We start from the raw sequence: 18,934 nt of genomic DNA, 5'->3' as shown, positions 1-18,934 counted from the left end.
ATGGACGAGTTTGCAGAGCGTCTTGCCAAGCTTGAGCGCCAAGTGTCGCTGCTGGACCGACACCTATCAGCGGGCCTCTGGAACGTCCTGGATGCAACCTACCGCTCAAGCCTGCCGACGCGCGACATCAAATGCATCGTCTGCGAGCACACTGACAAGCGCTCCGGTTACGCGATCAAGACAGACCGCTGCATCTTTGGAGGCGGCGAGCTCGAGCGCTATGTCTGCCCTAGCTGCGACTGCATCTTCGGCCCAATGAAGTATCTCGATCTCGACGAGCAGTTCGTCGATCTCGACTACCGCAAGCTATATGCGTCGTATTCCGAAAGTGATTCAAGCGAGAACGAGCAGCGGACCTTCCGCTCCTTGGATCCTCACAAGCTCGGGCCGTATCTCGATTGGGGCTGTGGTGGCGAATGGAGTCCGACGGTCGCAAAGCTTCGGGCTGAAGGCTTTGACGTCTGGGGCTTCGAGCCGAGCGCCGAGACGAGCGGACAATTCGTGGTTCACACCCGAGAGGCCATCAGCGCGAAATTTGCTGGTATCTTTTCGAATAATGTTATCGAGCACTTTCGCGATCCGATCGCGCAGTTCGCAGAATTCCACGGTCACCTTCAGCCGGGGGCCAAAATGGCTCACTCGAGTCCTTGCTATGAATACTCATATGCGTTCACGAGATTTCATACATTGTTTTTGCTCGGTCGCTCTGCCGAAAAGCTCGGAGAGCTCACCGGCTTCGCGGTCGTTGATCGCGTGAAGGACGGTGAGTACATCAACGTTGTCTGGCAAAGGAATTAGGCGACATCGACGATGCCATCTGACATCGCTGCCATCGTCTACGTCACCCCAGTCGGCAACCGCTGGTCGGTCCGCTACGACGGCCAAGAGATTATCGGCGACCTCATTCTCCACGATGCCAAGGAAGCCGCAGAGCGCGTGGCTGAGACGCTCCGTGAACGAGGATTTCAGTTCGTGCGGGTGAAGACGGAAAGGTCAAAACGGGGTAGGTGGGCTAGGAGTGAGCGTCAGTGATCCGTATCGCGTCGAGCTGCATCTAGCTCCGACGCAGCCTGGCGCAGCAATTCGGCGGCTTCCTTCATATCTTCGGTGTTGTCCGCGAGGCGCATCAGCTCCCGCGCCTTTTCGCGTCGGCTGCTGGGGTTAGTCGTAAGGCGCTCTTTTGGCTTGTCGGCCATCTTCCCTCCCTGGTCCGATTGTCTTCGGACGCGCTTCTCCACGTAATTTGTGCGGTTGTTTCCGTAATCAGCAGTCACAACGACACAACGCATAGCTTGCTTTTCGAGGCATGCGTTGCGTGCGTAGCGGTATGTTCTGTTGGAGACTTATGACAATTGTCGCGATGTCGTCGGAGTCGCCGAGTATGCCAGGCCTGCCGGAAGACGATCTAACCGCTGATGCTGCCAGAGCCGAGGCCGGACGCTGCGAGGTAGCTGCCGACCAAGCGGCTAATGTTTCTGATGCGGCAACATGGCGCGAACTCGCAGATCGTTGGCGCAAGCTCGCGACACAGATCGGATCACACCTAGACGGCGCAAACTTTTAACTCAGCGAGATATTGGTCCGACTTTTTAAATTCGTGCTGTCAAAACCAGGCGAGCCGAAGCGGGGTCGGTGGGCGCGGAAATGAGGCCCTCTATTTCTTGCGAACCGGCCAGAACAACCAGGCCAGCACCCCGACTATGGCGATAACAGTTCCTACTAGCGACTCCCACAACGGGAAGCCGACGTTCGGAGCATAGATATGAGCAGCGGTTGCTGCGGCGATGAATGCAATCGCAGCGATGAGCAGTTTGACGTCGGCAGGATGCAATGGGCGTGTCCAATTCCGGCGGATCAAGTCGAGACGTTAATCGGGAGGGATCGCGTCTACGCGTGGGCCCCACTGCAGGCGACTGACCCGTTGCATTGTGCCGATACCGGGTACGAATACGCCGAACCTGTCGAAGGGTGTCGATCGTTCGCTGAGGTCGTTCACGACGACCTGGACGATCTCCCAATCAATTGAGCGCCAATCTTCGCCTTTGCGCATTCCTTCGGGCTTAATGACCTTTGCCCAATAGTAGCCCGCTTGATCGGGCGGATCGTGCTGCATTGCCGAACGTCTTTCCCCAAGTCTCCACGCTTATGGAAGCACATGCGCCGTATAAATCACCAGCCCCCATCTGAGGTATTGAGCGGTCGCGACAGGTGCATACGCCCCTGCCGCCGCGCCTCAAGCCAGGCCTTCCGGTTCGATATGAAGCCGTCGCTGCCTATGGCCTTCACGAGCGCGTGGCACGTTGTCCCGCCCTCACGCAAGCCGCAAGCGGGTCGCCGAGCGCTCCCTGAGCAAAGGTTTGAATTGGTTCGGATCAAGCTCGGTCGTATTGGGCAGGTCGACTAAGAAGTGACGCCACAGACCAACCCCTTGATCACCTCAAAACCCTTTTCCGACCGGTTCCTGACGCGAGGCGGCAACGATTGAACGGAACGCAGACTTGGGCGCGGAGCGAAAAAGCTAGTACTCGAGTTGGGTTGCGCGATCAACCGCTTGTGCGTAACAAGACTAAGTCAAATATTTGCGGGAATTGAAATATGTCGCTTTCTGATTTGAAAACGTTGGTCAATGCGACGGGTCAAAATATTTCTCAGTTTAAAGCGCTGACAGCAGCTTATGAGTTGTTCGGCTTCGGCGTGCCGACAATCAAAGGCTACACCGATCTTATCGGCAACAACAACGCGACGAACTTCGGCTCCTACTCGTCCTACGCGTTCAATGATGAGAACATCTACATCAATTCGTTCGTCAATCTGTATCAAGGCAACAACGAAGGTCGAGCAGTCTTCGATAAGTTGATTGAGAGCAGTTTCGACGCGCGCACAGTGCTGATTACGGTTTATCAGCAGCTAGTCCCTATCGAAATGCGATCGACAGAGGGCCGAGAGTACTTCCTCTCGCAACAAGACTTCTTCGTGAATCGAGCCGCTGAATTTGATTTTTCGCCCGTTGCTGGCGTAGGCGTTGTTGGCGCGGCTGCGTTGATGAAGATATTGGTCGATCAAGATATCAAAGGCAGGGGTGATGCGGTCGTGGATCTGCTGGCCGCAGTAAACAACGGCACGGCTCAGATTCCACAGTCTGGCGAAAAGTTCACTAACATTGAAATCGCTGATGGCTCTGACTTCGATGCGGATGACGACCCAGACGACTACCCCGCATCAATCTCAACCGATGGTGTTCTCGTTATTGGTTCGACCTCGACCGGTGTTTTCGAGAAGGCCGGCGATGTTGACTGGTTTGCCGTCCAGTTGGAAGCCAATCAAAGGTATGGATTTCTCGGGCGCGGTGCCCACTCAAACAGCGGCACGGCAGAATCTATCTTTGTCGATCTCCTCGATGCCGAGGGTCACGTCTTGGTTTCTACACCCGGTGCGAACACGCCAACCGGCCCGGGCTGGGAAGGTGCTGTCGGTTACACAACCACCGAGGCTGGTACATACTACGTTGCAGCAAAAAGTGCGTACCAGTCTTTTGGTACCTACGAGGTCGGGGCGTTCTTGCTCTGAGCCGCCGTCGATGTGTAAAAACGACGATGCTGGGCTAAGTGGGGCGCTTTAAGAACGGGTGTCTTGGATTTCTCCGAGCGTTCAGCCACTGCGGCCGGTTGGACAGGAACCCGTCGCCTCCGAAGGCGGCGAGCATGGCCTCAGCGTCGGCCTTCTTCTCATACACATAGCCGAGCCACTGCTTGTCTTCGATAAATTGGGATGGTCCAGAGACCAGTCCAGCCCTCGAAGGCGACACCATTGCTCAGCCGCGGCGACGTTGGCTCCTTCTGGCCGCGAAAAGCCCCCACGTGTCTTCGTGCTTCTCGGTCTTCGTCATATTCGCTGGATGGATGTGCCAACCGACGAGTTCGTGTTTTTTGCTCAAATCGGTTATGCATTCTCGTTGTGTTAAGGCCTTCTAGAGCAATCGCGACAGGGTTGCGTTTGGTCTAGCTGATTTACAAGCTAAGTCTGTTTGGAGGGAAGATTGACATCTCATAGCGCTGACAGTGATCAAGTGCTCGTTGCAAGATCAATGTCTGTTTTGGGCGTCCTGCTCGGCGCTTTCTTGGCGCTGCGTGTATTTAGTCCGATCATAGTGTTCGATGAGCTGTCATATCATATCGGCGCAGTCGAATTTAAACGTTGGGACCATTGGACTACACTGGCGCCAGTGATCCCGCAGATAAACAATTTCTTATACCTGCGAATATTGAACCTTCTTTACAGCACTGGAATGCAGCTCGACATAGCTGCAAAATTGTTGAATGTTGGTGCGTTCGTTGGAGCTGTAGTCGCACTTTTTCGGATAATATTTGAACGAAGAGAAAACCAAAAATTATTGGCTGCGGCCCTCATTACAATGCCACTTATAACATATGTATCGTACATTATGCCGGAAATGGCTTACTTATTCATATTCGCATTGATCTGCATTTTTCTACACCGATTTCACCCGGTTGATCGTCTTAGCCATCAAGCTACTCTAGCTTTGTTGTTCTCAGCTCTTTGCCTGATCAAGCCGCATGGTGCAATGCTATTCGGCGGTTTTATCCTTTCGATAATCACATATCGACTCATTTTCGAGAGGGCGCAGTGGACCTCGTTGCTCTCCCCCGTCGCGAAACAAGTCACACTTTTTGTCGCGGCCTTTTTCGCACTTAAGTTTTTGTTCGCACCTAAGCTAGTCTCCGCCGATGCGAGTGCGGTTGGCCCCTTCTATTTGGAACTGTTCCGCAACGCTGTTCCAACGTCTGTCAAGCTCAAAGCTTTCGCGTATCTGTTGTTGTGTTATTCGATGTATTTCATGTTTCTATTTGCGCCGTTCGTTTTTCTCCTGGTCAGATACCTACGACAGCAGTCGTCCTACACGTCATCTTCACAAACCCCGAGCGATGGCCGTCGAACATTTCTCACTGTATTTGCTCTCGTTTCTTTGCTCATAGTGACAGTGTCCATCTGCTATCTGCTGTCGATCGAGCCCGATCGCATACATTTCCGTTATCTAAATTTTGTTTTTCCAATAATTGTGATCTTAGCTGTTCAAACTCGGCCGCCGGAAATTTCCTCGCTGTTCGCTGCTTCCATTGCTGCCTGTTGGATAATCGCGGCCGTCTTCGTTTGGCTCACCTTCGATGAGTTTCGGTTTTTAGCGGCAGACTCGCCTGAGCTGTTTATGTTCTACGCTCAGAAAGAATTTGGCGCCGTGTCACCAAGCTGGCTTCGCACCGCGGTTGTATGCATCCCGATAGCGGCATCGGTCGCCATTTTGTTCTTCCGCGACAAGCTCGTCACGATTTCACTTGTAACCGTGATGGCGTTTTCGAGCGTCGGTCTTTGGAATTCCGCGAAAGTTCAACGTGTAATGTCCCAGTCGTCGCTCATTAACGGCTTTCGACAAATAGGGGACGTTGCCAAGCTTGTGTGCCATCCGAATTCTTCGATTATCGCAGCCGGAACTGCACAGACATTCGTACCGCTGATTTATTCTGTGTTTCGAATCGGCGTCGCAATGCCATTCCGCGTATTGTCGAACGTCCAGCTAGCTGAAGTGGTAGACAAAGCTGCAGACGGTACCTGTGTTCTGACCACCGATGAGTTGGTGTCGCCCCGGCTTCAACCAATTCATTCGGTAAGTCTGATCAAGCTGTACCGGGTGATGGGTCCGCGGTAGTGATCGTTGAAACGATGCAGATCGTTTTGCGCTGTGTCCTGTCGTAGTGTTTGACCTGCAACGCCTGCAAGCGCTGGCGCACTACAATGAACTAGGGCGGTGCGGCGGATCGTACACCCGCTGCCTGAAGCAGGGGTACGCGATAGACATCATCTTCCTCGAGGATGTCACTGTGGTATACACCGAACAATGCCGCTTAAGTGTACTCGAACTACGCCGCTTAAGAAATTGAAAGCGCAATGCCTATTGACCATCGCTTCGAACTTCTAAACTGCCTAAAGCCAAACGACTCAGCGCTCGAACTATGACACTGACCTATACAAACAGCAGCCAAACTGTGCTTGCGCTTGAGCATGTAGAGTTGACGATTCTTATGCCATGCCTCAACGAGGCGGAAACGATCGGCATCTGCGTGGAGAAAGCCATTCGGTTTATCGAGAGACATCAAATCGCCGGAGAAGTCCTGATCGCCGATAACGGCTCAACCGATGGTTCGCAAGAGATCGCTGTCGCGTTGGGTGCTCGCGTCGTGAGCATTCCTGAAAAAGGTTACGGGGCCGCGTTATTGGGAGGCATTGCGCACGCGAGAGGCGATTATTGCGTAATGGGGGATGCAGACGACTCTTACGATTTTGATAGCCTCCAGTTTTTCCTCGCTGAGCTGCGTAACGGCGCAGATCTTGTTATGGGCAACCGTTTCCGGGGCGGGATTGGCGAGGGCGCTATGCCATGGCTACATCGCTACCTTGGAAATCCTGTGTTGAGTTTTATCGGCCGCCTCTTTTTCAAAGTACCGGTCGGCGATTTTCATTGCGGACTTCGAGGATTCAACACTGAGCGAATCCGAGCTCTTCGTCTTCTTACCACCGGCATGGAGTTCGCAAGTGAGATGGTTGTTAAATGTTCGCTGGCCGGATATCGCATTCGTGAGGTTCCCACCACGCTGAAGAAAGACGGAAGGTCTAGGGCTCCGCATCTCCGGACTTGGCGCGACGGCTGGCGCCACTTGAAATTTCTCCTGATGTATAGCCCGCGTTGGCTTTATTTCATTCCTGGAGGCGTGCTTATTTTGGTCGGTTTTCTGAGCTCCGCGCTTCTTTTCATCGCGCCGCTCAAAGTTGGCGCCGTTGTTTTCGATTTGAACACGTTTGTGATCGCATGCTTTTCTATCATTGTGGGCGTTCAAGTCATGACGATTGGTGCGACAGCACGCCAATATGCTGCTCTGAACGGCCTGCTTCCTTGGTCTGAACGAACGATGATGCTCGAGAGACTGTTCTCAACTGATCGGATGTCTGTATACGCACTTGCCCTAATTCTCCTTGGGCTTATCGCTGTTATTTTAGGTTTCGCATCATGGGCTCAGCACGATTTCGGTGATTTGGGCTCTTCGCGAGTCCCGCGGGTTGTGATCGCTGGTCTGACGTTGAGCGTGATCGGATTTCAAATACTTTTTTCTGGATTTCTGATTGGAATTCTGCGAATCCCCTTGTCATCGCACAAAACGTCTAGCCGCCAGCAGTGACCATTTCCCGGCTCCGCAAGTCTCTCGGTCAACCTGAAACGCTTAAGTTTTTTATAGTTGGTTGCGGCTGCGCGTTCCTCTACACGGTGCTCGTCTGGGCTTTTCTGCAGGCAGGGTTAAATGGATTATTCTCTGGCGCTTTATCATACTTGATATCTTTTCTTATTAGCTACTTTGCGCAGCAATACTGGACTTTCGCTCGACAGGGCGGGTCGGGTCGAGCGTTTCTTCGGTACTTTACCCTCCAGGTTTGTTGCCTGATTGTCGCGAGCGTCTGTACGCAAATCTTGTCCGTAGCAGGAGCCCCGAAAGTTGTCGCAGGAGCGCTGCCTGCGTTGATCGTCGCGGTTTTTGGCTTTGCCGCCTCGCGAGCTTGGGTGTTTCGCTAACGAGCTGCGGGGTCCTGCAACTCACAAAATTCTTCGCGCTATGAGCAGTAGATTGCTCGGCCAAAATCCCAACGTCGCAGTCTTCACATCCCAGGCGAACTCTTTTGATACACTGCTGATACGGATTGCCCGTTTGATCTCAGAAGATGACATCAAATTTAGATTTTCTTCCTTGGCGAAAAAGCCACGTCCTGTCGCGTCCATAATGCGACGAAATGTCGGTTTGGGTAACCAATGGACCAGCGGCAGAACTGTATGAAACTCGATCGGGAACCATCGGTTCGGCGTGGTAAGAAAAAAGCCTCGTTTACTTACACGCGCGACTTCAGCAATCATCTTTGATTGCTCTGAAAACGACCCAACATGTTCCAGCACTGCTGAAGAGTGAACGACATCAAAATGCCGATCAGGAAACGGCAAATTTTTGGCATTGGCATATGTGAATGTCATTCCAGGATATTGCGTCTCGAGAAATGAAGCGTCGTCGATACCCGCAGCAGTTATACAGTGCTTGTGTGGGTACCAAGCTTCCAGATAATTAGACGACGAATACGTTCGATCGCTTGTCACGCCAACATCCAATATCTTGACGTCGGGGCTGGGCAAATCGAACTCCCGCAGGAATATATCGAACATGCGCCGCCGCTGATACGTCGCGAGCCGAACTGGTAGAGAGTCAGGCGCCGCAACGTTGTATTGAGCATTTGCCAGTTTAGACATTGGCCTCAAAGATCTCATTGGTGACCGTAGATGACGGTGATGAGCCTACTGATCAGATCCTTGTTTGAATAGCGGTGTTTCATGAACCCAAGCCGTATCATAAGCCCATGTTTGCCCTCCAGGTTGGGTGAGTTCAGCATCGCCAATTTTCTCCCCGAACTTCGCGGTGCTGCCTCAAATTGTGACCGGGAAGCTCCCGAAGCTGATCGGCTTCTGCAGTTGCGACAAGCTGATATGAAGTATGAGCCGAGGGCGGCCGGTGCCAAAAGCAAACTGTTGACATGCTGTTCAAGCAAAGCTTGAACACTCTCACAGGGGATAATCGATGATCGTGAGCAGGCATTTAGCAGTAGCAGTTTTGATGGCGGGCGGTGTGGCGATTTGCGGCTGCGCGCGCATGGGCTATTCTCCGCAGACTGGGATCCCCGATTGGGCAATGCATCAATCCGCGGTAACAGATGATGTGAAAGCCAAGCCGCGCGGTCGACGTACAGCACGCTCAACGACGGCAGGCGTCGGCGATGGTTCGGTTTCGTCTCGCAGCACGCATCCGAACTACCTCACGCCGGAATGGTATCAACGCAACGACGCCGCCGAAGAGAGACTCCGTCGCTCCTCGAAAATCTGTGCGAATTGCTGATCTATTCGGCAAGACCGGAACTGATCACAGTCGGCGAAAAATGCACGCTAAGTAAAGACCTAGATTGCCAAACAGTGTTTGACGATAAAAGCCAGCGTGATGCAGCGTTGTTACGCGTTTAACGAGCGATGCATTTCGAGCTCGCTCAAATTGGCAAATCACCGACTGTGCCTCCGGTGTCAAAACCTCGCGGCTCTCTTTGAGCCCTGAAATATTTTGATCGTTCCAACACGAAAATCGTCCCGCAAAGAGATGACGCACGCGAAGAAAGCGCGCGCGCCAAGAGTCATTTTCGCCGACGACATTTCCCCCATGCTGGCGATATCCTATACGTGGAGTTGGGTCGTATTTGACAGTTCCGCCTACACCCGTAACGACTAAATAACTCCACCAATCGTGACTGATGAACTTAGAACGTTTTGCAGATTCTGCGACAAGTTTCATTGCAGCGCGATTCATGACCATTGTGTTGCCACCCGCAAGACTTTGGACAATGGCATTGCGAAAGCTAGGTGGCTTGGCGAAAAGTGGCGAGTAGCCAAGCGTTTTTCCGTTCACCGACATCGTCCTAGTACGTGAACAGAACAGCGCCGGCTGGTCGCCTTGCTGGCCTAGCCACGAACACGCGACATCTAGTTTATCCTCGTCCCAAATATCGTCTTGATCGGCAAATGCAAAATAGTCGCGATCGAGCGCAACAGACGTGATCAAATAGCGATAGTTCTCAGCAAACCCTTGCTTCGGCCCATTCACGATGTGAAACGAGCCTTTATTCCATCGCGACTTTTGCGCTGACAAAAGTGCAATCGATTGATCCGTCGACCCATCATCTGAAACGAGAAGATCGATATTTTTGAAGGTCTGACGGTCGATCGACTCAATCTGCTCCTGAAGAAACTGTTCGCCGTTGTAAACGCCCATGAGGACGACTGTCCGGCTCGTATCGTGTGCAATCATTTATCAAGCTCGTGCAGAATGTGTCGCTGTTCGACTGAAGGTCGGGGAGTGCGCTTCCGCACAATGCGGTTAAAAAACCTGACTTTCGATCGCACGTGCTCTGCTCAACGTTGCATCGACGTTGGTGCGCCGCCGCTCTGGCGCATTTGTTCGCCGATCGACAAATCAGTTTTTAGGCTTCGCTGGCTTTAGCATGTCGATCGTGAAATTTTGATTCCCGATCGGCGCGGTGGGCGCCGGATGTTCAATATTGTTCGTCGCATTCTGAGTGCGCGCACGCCGTTTGAGCTCACGCGAAACAGCCTCGCGCAGAAAATCTGCTAACCGCTCGCCTGGTGCCAAACAGGCGTCGATGCTCGCTAACGTGCCGGCCGGAAAACGGGCTGGTGTCTGCTCGCTATTGATGCGTGGACGGCCTGCTAAACGCTTCTCTCGCACAGGCTTTTTGCTTCTCAGCTGCTGCTTCATCTGATATCATCAACTCTGGCTTTTGGTGCTAATTGCGGACGATTTTGATGCTTGAAAATTGTTCTTTAGGGCGGGTTGAGAGCGACAGGCGCGGTCGACAATTTACTGTGGCTGACGTGGTCGGCTACTGGCTAGACGACCGTCGACACCACGTAAAGCCGTCAACTTTCGAAGGGTATGTACGTTCTTGCAATTGCATCATCGGTCCGATTTTCCGCGGCAATCGACAGCAACGTATGGCGTATACGTCGGGGCGAACGAGCACGGCAGGGGCCGACCTTCTCCCTGTGCTTGGCGGTATTCCAGTTGAAGCACTGAAGACGTCAGAAATTCGCCAGTGGATCAAGGTCGTTCGAAACGAAGTCGGTGCTCACACAGCTAACCGAGCCAAAATGTTTCTGTCGGCCGCACTAGCTCTCGCGAGCGAAGATTTTGATCTGCGTACTCCTGTCATGCCGCGCGCAACCGGCCGCGAACCACGTCGCGATAAAAAAGCGATTTTGACGCCGACGCAGGTAGGTCGGTTGCTCTCGGTGTCACGTCAACAGTTGCGCCCAGGCATCTTTGTTATCTTTCCATTCTTGACCGGCGCGCGTCCAAGCGAACAGTTAGGTTTGCTTTGGCAGGACATCGATTTTGAGCGCAACCTGATCAAGATCCGGCGGATGCAGGAAAGGAACGGAAAGCTTACGGACATCACAAAATCGATCGCGGGGCTGCGGGAAATCCCAATGACTTCTGCGTTGCACGGGATGCTTGCCGAATGGCAAAAGTCATGCCCGGGGAAAAGTGGCGAGCCTCGAAGGGTCTTTCCATCATTGGGAAGGTTGAACCCGAAAGCGTTGTCTTGGAGCGGCGGGGGAGGCCCACTTCTTTACACAAATTTCCGGCGCAGAATTTGGCTGCCGTTCCTGCGCGACTGCGATCTGCCCGCAGTGACACCGCATAGCGCGCGTCACTCTTTCATCTCGACATTGCAAATCAAAGGAGTGGAGATCGGGCTTGTAGCTAAACTCGCAGGCCACGCGGATGCCAACGTGACTTTGTCTTATTACACCCAAGCTGTGCGTGGAGCCGAGACTGCGATGAGTGCGCTTGAAGAAGCTTACGCTTATGGGGGCTGATGCGCATGCACAGCACACTACCGCGGCGTCAAACTGGCACACTGTTGATATCTGATATCATAAATTTCGGAACGTTACATATTGAAGCTCGACCGCGTATTTTTGCGCTCCTTCATGTGTAACGTCGCATTCTATAACCCTGCTAACGCACAGGGTCGGTTTTGCACTTGATGCGGTGGGAGTGAACGAAATTCGGATCGCGAAAATCGAAAGTTGGCACTTAGCAATCAAGTGAAAAAAGCGTAAGAAAATGGTGCCGCAAGAGGGATTCGAACCCCCGACCCCGTCATTACGAACGACATCGGTCGTCGGCAAATTCGGCTTCGATGTCAACATCTAAGTATCTACCTCTCCGTTAGTCCGGGATTTTTTCCGGTACAATGCGAAATCTTCCAGCGCCGCTACAATGTCTTCGTCGAGCACATGTGCGTATTTTGAAGTTGTGGCGATGTCAGCGTGATTGAGCACCTTCTGAACCAGCTTGATGTTTTTCTGTCTTCGCAGAAGCTTGCTTGCTGTGTCGTGGCGGAGGTCGTGGAAGCGAAGGTTCTTCACGCCGGAGCGTCGGAGCTGTCTACGCCATTGTGACTTAGCTCCTTCGGAGGTGATGGGATAGCGCATGCCCTTCACCATGCCACGGCTAGCGTCCGACTGTTGGCAGATGAAGGTGAAGACGTATTCTGAGTGATGCTCTCTACACTGATTTAATATCTCTCGGATCGCGTTCGTGATCGGGGTTCTGACGGGCCGGCCGCGTTTGCCTGTCGTTGCGATATGCTTCGCGAACACGTTCTCCCATCTGATGAGGGTTTCGTTTCTGCGTAAGCCGGTGAGCCGCACGAACTCGAACCATAAGCCGTAGTCGGAACGAACGGCTGCGTCGAGTGCGCTATCTTCGGCATCATCCAGCTCGCGAACGCGTTCTGGAGATACTGGAAGCCAGTGATCGCGCCAGTTCGGCTCAAGGGGCAGGGGATACTTCCAGACTTTTTTGGCGCGCATGAAAATTGCCTTCATGACAACGGTCGCCGTTCGATTGACCGTAGCATTGGCGACCTTCGGTGTCGGGTTTCCGAGTTTGTCTTTAGCGCGGCCGTGACGGGGGCGCTGCCGCCTAGCCGCAATCATCTCGGCGATGTGCCTATCTGTTATCTCGTCAAGACGCACTGTGCTGCCGAAGAACACCGCAAGCCAAGTCAACTGCTGATACGTGGCGGTGTCGTTTCGGTGGTGCTGTCCGACTTCATGCCAGAAGCGTTGGCAAGCTTGGTCGAGCGTGATCGGGCCGTTTCCAGTGATCCGCTCACGCTCAAGATCAGCTCGCGCCTTCGCGCGCTCCCTGCGCTCTACGGCTTTGGCTTCTTTTTCGGTTCGGGCTTCGGTAGAGCCGTGAAAGCGACGACCATTGATCTGGAAGTCGAACTGATAGAACGGCGTCTTGCGGTTTTTGGGGAGATAGACGGACACTTCGGCTGATCCCGCGTCTTCTGATTTTCGATGAATGACAGAAGGTTCTTTTGCGTGAACCTGTAACGCTTGCGCTTCCCAGTGCTGACATTGATGAAGCGAAGCTTGCCGTCTCGGATATGCCGCATAAGTGTTTTCACACTGATGCCGAGTTTTGCAGCCGCGTCATCCGGCGAGAGCAGGGGACCGTCGAGCGAGTTAAGCACTAGCCGCTCCCGGATCGATCAACTCCACCCGAGCGTAAGGAAACGCTTTCTCGAATGCGACGGCCGACACCGAAAAGGTGGCCTGCTTCAGTACAGCGATTACATGATCGGTCTGGAAGTCTTCATTGCCGTCTTCACCGGGGACGAGCGAAATCTTGATGTCGTGCTCTGAGTTCGCTTCTGGGTCCGAAGGTACGTAAGCCGGCAGTGCAGCGGATTTCCCCTTGGCCTTTTTGATGATTTCTTTGACGCGCTTGGTTGAGGGCTTCTTGCCGCTCTCAATTTCCTCTGCCACGGCCTCCTTTGCGGCGGTCGGGGTCGATGGAGCAGCGAGCGCGTACTGAGCCACTTTGGGCAAATCCATAAACTGTACGGATTTGGGGTCCTCGGCGATGTTCATCAGCTTTTGGGCGAGTGAGGCCGACCAGCCGAAATTGTCTTTTATCCAAGCCTGAAATTGACCATGCGGGATCAGCGTCTTCGCCTTGAGAAGGTCCCGCCCCGTTTCAATTGTGCTGTCTATGAGCCGCGCTTTGATCCGTTCGGTGATGATACCGAGCGTTTCGGGAGACCCCGTTGGCTTCTCACCCTTCAGCAGTAGGAGACTAGGAGCGACGTGTTTCTTTGTTGGCAGGGTCAGCGGCATGACACGACCTCCCGACTAGCGGTCGGGACGTTCAGAGTATGCTCCAACGCCGCAACGACTTCGTTGCTCAGCGAACGATGATTAGCGGAAGCTTTCTCGCGCAGCTGACCCATCAGCTTGAGCGGAATTCTCACAGTTATTGCCTGCTTCATAACGTCTCCATGATCTAAATGTGAACCATAGTGGTTTATTGCACTTCGGCGAAGTTTGCGCAATAGAAAAAGAACCAATTTGGTTTACTGAGGGACCATGTCCGCCGATCCACAGATGAAGTTGCGGCTGCCTCGCACGTTGAAAAACCGCGTCGAAGCCGCTGCCAAGCTCAACAGCCGCTCGCTCAACGGAGAGATAGTAGCGAGGCTGGAAAACGCGTTTCGCGAAGAAGACAGGCTCGCTGGTGAAACAGCGGCCACATTGCCGGAGGTTGAGTTCGTGGTGCGGGAACACGTCCTCGAGATCGCGTCTCTCCGGCAGACCGTCGAGCTTCTAGCTGCGAAGGTGAATGGCTTAGAGGTAGCCTTGGAGAAGGCCGGGCATTAGGTCCGAAATGAACTTGCGTTTTGTTCCGTTTTTGTTCTCATTGCTGCATGCACCCTTTGCCCTCCCCTGAAGCTCGTCTGTTAGCTGAGAAGATGCTTCGCCGGGCGGTTCGCGGGAAGAACTCGACCCTTACGCCAGAGAGCACCCGCATCTGCGTGCGGGCTATTCACATCATCCTGCAGCGGCCCAACCGGATGAAGGTCATGTCGCTCCTCTGCGGCGCGAAGAACTGCTCACGCGGGGGCTCTGAGTGTGCGCCCTGCTTGATGAAGGCAAACGCGATCATGAACCTCTATGAAGAAGGCGAAGACGCCTGGAATGATCGGAACTGCTGATGAACGATGTCCCGTTTCACGCGGACCTCCAGCACGACATCCCACCGCGTGCGATGAAGAGGTACACGGTCCTTAGTATCGCCGGAGATCGGGTTGTGAGCAGCCTGGTGAACGCGGCGACTGATGAAGATGCAATTGCGGCGGTTGGCACCTTCTTCGGCGCTGCGGCTATCGAGATTGAGGACGGCGATAGGATCGTCCACGTATTCACACGCAGTCCCGACCAGCGAGGGTGAGTTGCGCAGCCTGCTGGACGAGTGGGTTGCTGCCTTGTTCGCCTGTGAGCGATGTAGCGCAGCGATTACCCGCGTCACCCAACTATACTTCCCGCAGAGAAGCTCTGCGTGCTCTTGTCATAGAGGTCCCCCAATCGGGTGATAAGCTTCCCGTCTGCGAGTGCTATCGGCACGAGTGAGGTGGGAGGCCATGGAGCGCGATCCACTCGATCTGATCTACGGAGCTATAGCGGACCCCGCCGCGTGGCCATTGGTGCTGACACAGCTCGCAGATTACTTCGGGGCTATCGGCGGGCTAATGGCACACATCAACCTCACTCCCGGCCGCGAGAGTGGGGTTGTGATAACCGGACGGCTATCGACGGAAGCAGATCGAAAGTTCGCCGAAGAGCACGTCGACAATCCGATGTCGCGAGCGATGAGTGTTGCAGCGCCTGAGCGAGTGGTTCAGCTCGGTCGCCAGGTCGATATGGCGGCGCTCAAGCGCACCCAATTCCACGCCGACGTACTGGACCCCCAATCCATCGCTGACATCCTGAGTTTCACTCACCCGGCGCTGAATATCCGCGACGGGATTGGCGGCTTCAGCTTCATGTTTTCCGAGAGCCAGCGCGACCGTATCGGAGCGAACATGGAGCGGCTTCAACATCTCGTTCCCCACCTGGGACGCGCCCTTGACGCCTCGCTGAAGCTCGCGCCGATGATGGACGGCACTCGGCAACTGGAGCGTGTCCTTCAGGCGATGCCCAACCCGTCTCTTGTCCTGGACGGACAGGGCAGATTGCTGCTCGCCAACAAAGCGGCTGAACCTCTATTCGAGGTGCATGTCGGTAGCCTCAGGCTAGATAAGAACCGGCGCGTCTACGCAAACACCACGTTGCCGGCGGAGGCGTCTGAGTTCGCAAGGTCACTCGACATGGCGCTCGCGGTCGCATCAAGTTCGGGCGACAAGCTGAGCCCGCCCGTACGCCTTACTCGATTGGTCGGCTCGCCTCTGCTTGTGATCCCTGTGCCTCTGCCACAACCAGCGTTCGCAATGTGGCACCTGTTGGGTCTAGCTCGTGTCCTGTTGTTAGTTATCGATCCGACAGGCCCTACCAAGAGCCAAGCGGCGCTGTTACAGGCGGCATTTCAGCTTACAGCTGCAGAAGCGCGGGTCGCGATCATGATAGCCAGCGGGATGAGTGGACCGCAGGTGGCTGATGCGCTCAAGGTCTCGCCAGCGACCGTCAAAACGCACTTGTCCAGGTGTTTCGAGAAGACAGGCGTGCACTCACAAGTATCGCTAGCACGGATGGTGAGTGCGCTGCCGGTCGACGATCTTGAGCCCGCGCTCGGCAAGCTCTTTTAGCGTGATGGAAGGCACTTGCTGAAAAAAAATCCGCCGGCAATTTGCGCGACCATGTCGAAGCGCGATCTCGCGCTTACGAAGAGACTACCTTGGGGGAGCAGTTCGGTTACTTGAGATCGTAGTACTGCAACGCTGCCTAAGTCAGCAGCTTAGTTGCGACCGCGATCCCAATCTTCCAGGTCCTTCATTCTCGGTGGTTCTGGTGTTGCCCCGATTGAGATGTCCTTCGCGCCGGGAACTGCGGTCCCTAGCTTTATCGTTAAGTCGAGGACATGTGCGAGGACGGCGCTAAGAAGTGCCTTCAGCGACGAGGTGGCAATTATGCCCTTAGGCGCAAAGCACGAGTACTCCGGGTACACCTTGCCATCGAGTAGAAGGATGAGATTCGAGCAAGTCACGGTCAAGCTCGTAGTCCCCGGTCATTCGTCCTCGTCGCCGTCCTCCTCGTCGTCGTCAATATCGACCGAGAGCTTCTCGACGTACTGCTGCTTGAGATGCTTGAGCTTAGTCTTCTTCTCGGGGTCGACGAAGAAGAACCACCATCCACCGGTTCGCTTCCCTCTTATGTAACTCGCGGCCTCAGTGGGGCCAGCAAACGACTTCCCATCTACTTCGACGCGACCGTCCGCTAACACTTTGGCCGTCCGGTGAGAGTGCTTCTTCTGCGAGGGAGTTAGCGTTGCGAAAGGCGCAATCTCATTCCCCGCAATCAGATCAGCCAACTCGACCTTGCGGTGGGGGCGTCGTCGCTCGCTTTGAAACTCAGATTTGTAGCCGGGAGGCACCGGCCAAATCGCCAGCACGGAACGAACCAGTTCTTTAGTTCGCGCGACGATGGTCGCTTCAGGCCACGTTTCGTTTTCGACAATTCGCGCATTAAGCTTAAGCACACTGTGCCCCTTCAGGCCCTCGCGTTTACCTGAAACGCCTTGCCACGGTCCGTTCGAAACTTTGGAGTTCAGCTTGCCGTTCAGCAACGTGAGATTGCCGAGGGTATGAACTAGTCGATCACGCTCCGGCTCTGGAGTTTCGCCGACAGGCCAATGAGCCGACCAGCGCCTTGGCATGATGTGTTCAATCGCGAGAGAGGAGCGAGCAACGCGTCCTTCCGCGTAGCTTCCCTTAGGATCATTGAAGCCGCGGAAGTGATCCTCCAACGCTTCTAGCACCATGCGAAGCCTTCCGCGCTTCAGACGGCGGTAGACCATCAACTCGCCAAGCTCATTTTGTACTTCGTCGTCGTCCGGCAAATACGAGCTCTCGCTCCTCTGCTCCTGTAAATATTGCGCGATGAAATCTCCTAGAGATTGCCGATCCTGCTTCCGCATTTCAGCGATAAGATCGGCGACAATCTTGTTGTAGTTCTTCGTCGTCTCGCGCACGAGCATCCTACGCACCATCCAACTCTCAATACTATTCAAGGCGCGCTCAAATTGATCCTGTGGGACCTTCGTTCGGTTAGGGTCGAGGAGGTAGAGGACCAGAGGTTTCACAACCTCGCTCTCGAGTACGCTGGTTCTATACCCGAACAGTGCAAGCGGCGTCATCAAACCGGTCTTCTCGGCCGCGCTATCGAGAAAATCTTTGTAGACGCGCGCCGAGGCGCTAATTCTCTTCAGCAGCTCCAGCATTGGGACGCCGGCGTCGTGGTCCGCATAGCGCTTGAACCGCTCGAAAACTTTGCGCGCAACGATTTCTTCGCCGGTCTCCGCAATCAACCAATGATTGAGGAAGACTGCTGAGCGTGGATAGAGCTGTCGCCCGGAGGAAACTTCCTCTTCCCAGAAAGTATTTTCAAACGACTTCCAGTGCTGCTCATAGACAGCCTCTACGTCGACCTGCCCGGCAAGTCGCTGGAAGACGAAGTTCTTGATCAGGTCGGCCGCGGTAAGCTTCTCCCCACGCGCATTGAGAGTTTCGAAAATCTCTTGAGCATTCTCGTCGGCCGCCAGATCGATGACTACCAGTTGCAGCAAATCGCGAACTACAATATCGAGCGCGTTGGCGCGTCGCTGCACACCATCGGGTCCATCTAGCTCTAGCCACTTTCGCGCGCAACTCGCAAAAAATCGATGCGCCTGTATCATGCGCTCGCCTTTCGCGAGCGCATCATAGGAAATGGGGGGCTGCGCGCCCATCACCTGATTGAAATGCGGCCGATCACGGTTCGTCGGACTGACCTTGAACTTCTCCCCTTCGTTCGAGCAGTAAGCTTGGTCGTTCTCGATCAACGGTTTGATGCGCAAAGCAGCCTGCGACGCCCCTAATTCCGTCAACTCGGCGTGAAGGGCATCGAAGAGAAGTTGAAGGGTCGTGAGACGTTGTTGGCCATCGATAATTGTACGCTGCTGCATCTGCCCGGTTTGGTGCGCGATCTGCTGCAGAACGACAGCACCGAGAAAGTGCGGCTGATGTTTTCCTTGAGGCTGTGCGAGCCACCGTTCGGCTAGCCGTTCGATGTCATCCCAGAGGGGCTCCCACTGAATGTCTTCGTTCCAGACATAAGGCCGTTGAAACAGGGGAACGAGCAGCCGCTGAGGTTGCATGAAAATGAGCTGCGGTGTTTTTACCTGCGTATCCAACGACGACCTCGATCCGCTTCGTTGCC

The 18,934-nt window shown here is 54.3% G+C and carries 21 protein-coding genes; 9 read left to right on the top strand and 12 right to left on the bottom strand.

Features of this window, described 5'->3' with window-relative positions; genetic code table 11:
• Both GJW30_RS00415 and GJW30_RS00410 read left to right on the top strand, forming a co-directional pair.
• Complete coding sequence (locus GJW30_RS00415; RefSeq protein ID WP_096350398.1) at nt 1-798, top strand: class I SAM-dependent methyltransferase; 798 nt, start codon at nt 1-3, stop codon at nt 796-798.
• A gap of 12 nt (nt 799-810) precedes the next feature.
• Entirely contained in the window at nt 811-1,032 is a 222-nt protein-coding gene (locus GJW30_RS00410) for a hypothetical protein (protein WP_096350396.1), read from the top strand.
• On the opposite strand, the gene GJW30_RS00405 is transcribed toward GJW30_RS00410, so the two are convergent.
• The 3 genes from GJW30_RS00405 to GJW30_RS00400 all read right to left on the bottom strand — a co-directional run bounded on the left by GJW30_RS00405 (nt 1,026) and on the right by GJW30_RS00400 (nt 2,113).
• Nucleotides 1,026-1,196: a hypothetical protein gene (locus tag GJW30_RS00405; RefSeq protein WP_157746661.1), complete on the bottom strand. Its 171-nt coding sequence runs from the start codon at nt 1,194-1,196 to the stop codon at nt 1,026-1,028. The genes GJW30_RS00410 and GJW30_RS00405 overlap by 7 nt on opposite strands.
• Before the next feature lie 458 nt (nt 1,197-1,654).
• Nucleotides 1,655-1,831 (bottom strand): hypothetical protein, encoded by a 177-nt coding sequence (locus GJW30_RS22450; RefSeq protein ID WP_157746660.1) that lies wholly within the window; start codon nt 1,829-1,831, stop codon nt 1,655-1,657.
• 36 nt (nt 1,832-1,867) lie between these two features.
• Nucleotides 1,868-2,113 (bottom strand): hypothetical protein, encoded by a 246-nt coding sequence (locus tag GJW30_RS00400; protein WP_096350391.1) that lies wholly within the window; start codon nt 2,111-2,113, stop codon nt 1,868-1,870.
• A gap of 482 nt (nt 2,114-2,595) precedes the next feature.
• On the opposite strand from GJW30_RS00400, the gene GJW30_RS00395 reads away from it, so the two are divergent.
• From GJW30_RS00395 to GJW30_RS23145, 4 genes are all read left to right on the top strand, one after another.
• A complete protein-coding gene (locus tag GJW30_RS00395; protein WP_096350389.1) occupies nt 2,596-3,567 on the top strand; it encodes a hypothetical protein in 972 nt (323 codons plus the stop codon).
• Between the two features lie 469 nt (nt 3,568-4,036).
• A complete protein-coding gene (locus GJW30_RS00385) occupies nt 4,037-5,722 on the top strand; it encodes a hypothetical protein (protein ID WP_130364662.1) in 1,686 nt (561 codons plus the stop codon).
• A 304-nt stretch (nt 5,723-6,026) separates the two neighbouring features.
• On the top strand, nt 6,027-7,247 hold the full coding sequence (locus GJW30_RS00375) for a glycosyltransferase family 2 protein (protein ID WP_096350381.1): 1,221 nt from the start codon (nt 6,027-6,029) through the stop codon (nt 7,245-7,247).
• Nucleotides 7,244-7,636: a GtrA family protein gene (locus GJW30_RS23145; protein ID WP_096350379.1), complete on the top strand. Its 393-nt coding sequence runs from the start codon at nt 7,244-7,246 to the stop codon at nt 7,634-7,636. The genes GJW30_RS00375 and GJW30_RS23145 overlap by 4 nt, the downstream gene beginning before the upstream one ends.
• A gap of 21 nt (nt 7,637-7,657) precedes the next feature.
• On the opposite strand, the gene GJW30_RS00365 is transcribed toward GJW30_RS23145, so the two are convergent.
• The 3 genes from GJW30_RS00365 to GJW30_RS22445 form a co-directional block, all read right to left on the bottom strand.
• Nucleotides 7,658-8,356 (bottom strand): class I SAM-dependent methyltransferase, encoded by a 699-nt coding sequence (locus GJW30_RS00365; RefSeq protein WP_157746659.1) that lies wholly within the window; start codon nt 8,354-8,356, stop codon nt 7,658-7,660.
• Nucleotides 8,357-9,020: 664 nt separating this feature from the next.
• Entirely contained in the window at nt 9,021-9,953 is a 933-nt protein-coding gene (locus GJW30_RS00355; protein ID WP_096350374.1) for a glycosyltransferase family 2 protein, read from the bottom strand.
• Between the two features lie 165 nt (nt 9,954-10,118).
• Nucleotides 10,119-10,421, bottom strand: a complete 303-nt coding sequence (locus GJW30_RS22445) for a YlcI/YnfO family protein (protein ID WP_130364660.1) — start codon at nt 10,419-10,421, stop codon at nt 10,119-10,121.
• A 107-nt stretch (nt 10,422-10,528) separates the two neighbouring features.
• On the opposite strand from GJW30_RS22445, the gene GJW30_RS00350 reads away from it, so the two are divergent.
• Nucleotides 10,529-11,545: a tyrosine-type recombinase/integrase gene (locus tag GJW30_RS00350; RefSeq protein ID WP_157746658.1), complete on the top strand. Its 1,017-nt coding sequence runs from the start codon at nt 10,529-10,531 to the stop codon at nt 11,543-11,545.
• Nucleotides 11,546-11,881: 336 nt separating this feature from the next.
• Here the strand turns inward: GJW30_RS00350 and GJW30_RS00345 are convergent, their stop codons facing one another.
• From GJW30_RS00345 to GJW30_RS23135, 4 genes are all read right to left on the bottom strand, one after another.
• Nucleotides 11,882-12,955: a tyrosine-type recombinase/integrase gene (locus GJW30_RS00345; protein ID WP_430727108.1), complete on the bottom strand. Its 1,074-nt coding sequence runs from the start codon at nt 12,953-12,955 to the stop codon at nt 11,882-11,884.
• Nucleotides 12,892-13,140, bottom strand: coding sequence for a hypothetical protein (locus tag GJW30_RS23140; protein WP_430727188.1), 249 nt, complete (start codon nt 13,138-13,140; stop codon nt 12,892-12,894). The genes GJW30_RS00345 and GJW30_RS23140 overlap by 64 nt, the downstream gene beginning before the upstream one ends.
• A 70-nt stretch (nt 13,141-13,210) precedes the next feature.
• A complete protein-coding gene (locus tag GJW30_RS00335; RefSeq protein WP_096350366.1) occupies nt 13,211-13,864 on the bottom strand; it encodes a DUF3102 domain-containing protein in 654 nt (217 codons plus the stop codon).
• Complete coding sequence (locus tag GJW30_RS23135; RefSeq protein ID WP_430727187.1) at nt 13,855-13,977, bottom strand: Arc family DNA-binding protein; 123 nt, start codon at nt 13,975-13,977, stop codon at nt 13,855-13,857. The genes GJW30_RS00335 and GJW30_RS23135 overlap by 10 nt, the downstream gene beginning before the upstream one ends.
• Nucleotides 13,978-14,113: 136 nt before the next feature.
• Here GJW30_RS23135 and GJW30_RS00325 point away from each other — a divergent pair, with 136 nt between their 5' ends.
• Nucleotides 14,114-14,404, top strand: coding sequence for an Arc family DNA-binding protein (locus tag GJW30_RS00325; protein WP_096350362.1), 291 nt, complete (start codon nt 14,114-14,116; stop codon nt 14,402-14,404).
• A gap of 292 nt (nt 14,405-14,696) precedes the next feature.
• Here the strand turns inward: GJW30_RS00325 and GJW30_RS22440 are convergent, their stop codons facing one another.
• Nucleotides 14,697-14,942 (bottom strand): hypothetical protein, encoded by a 246-nt coding sequence (locus GJW30_RS22440; protein ID WP_130364658.1) that lies wholly within the window; start codon nt 14,940-14,942, stop codon nt 14,697-14,699.
• 223 nt (nt 14,943-15,165) lie between these two features.
• Here GJW30_RS22440 and GJW30_RS00310 point away from each other — a divergent pair, with 223 nt between their 5' ends.
• A complete protein-coding gene (locus tag GJW30_RS00310; protein ID WP_096350356.1) occupies nt 15,166-16,326 on the top strand; it encodes a helix-turn-helix transcriptional regulator in 1,161 nt (386 codons plus the stop codon).
• 419 nt (nt 16,327-16,745) lie between these two features.
• Here the strand turns inward: GJW30_RS00310 and GJW30_RS00300 are convergent, their stop codons facing one another.
• Nucleotides 16,746-18,908 (bottom strand): DUF262 domain-containing protein, encoded by a 2,163-nt coding sequence (locus tag GJW30_RS00300; protein WP_130364656.1) that lies wholly within the window; start codon nt 18,906-18,908, stop codon nt 16,746-16,748.
• Nucleotides 18,909-18,934 lie beyond the last annotated feature (26 nt).

The sequence above is a fragment of the Variibacter gotjawalensis genome (assembly GCF_002355335.1).
Lineage (GTDB): Bacteria > Pseudomonadota > Alphaproteobacteria > Rhizobiales > Xanthobacteraceae > Variibacter > Variibacter gotjawalensis.
Note: the sequence above shows the minus strand (reverse complement) of the source record. Positions and strands in the feature narration are given on the sequence as shown.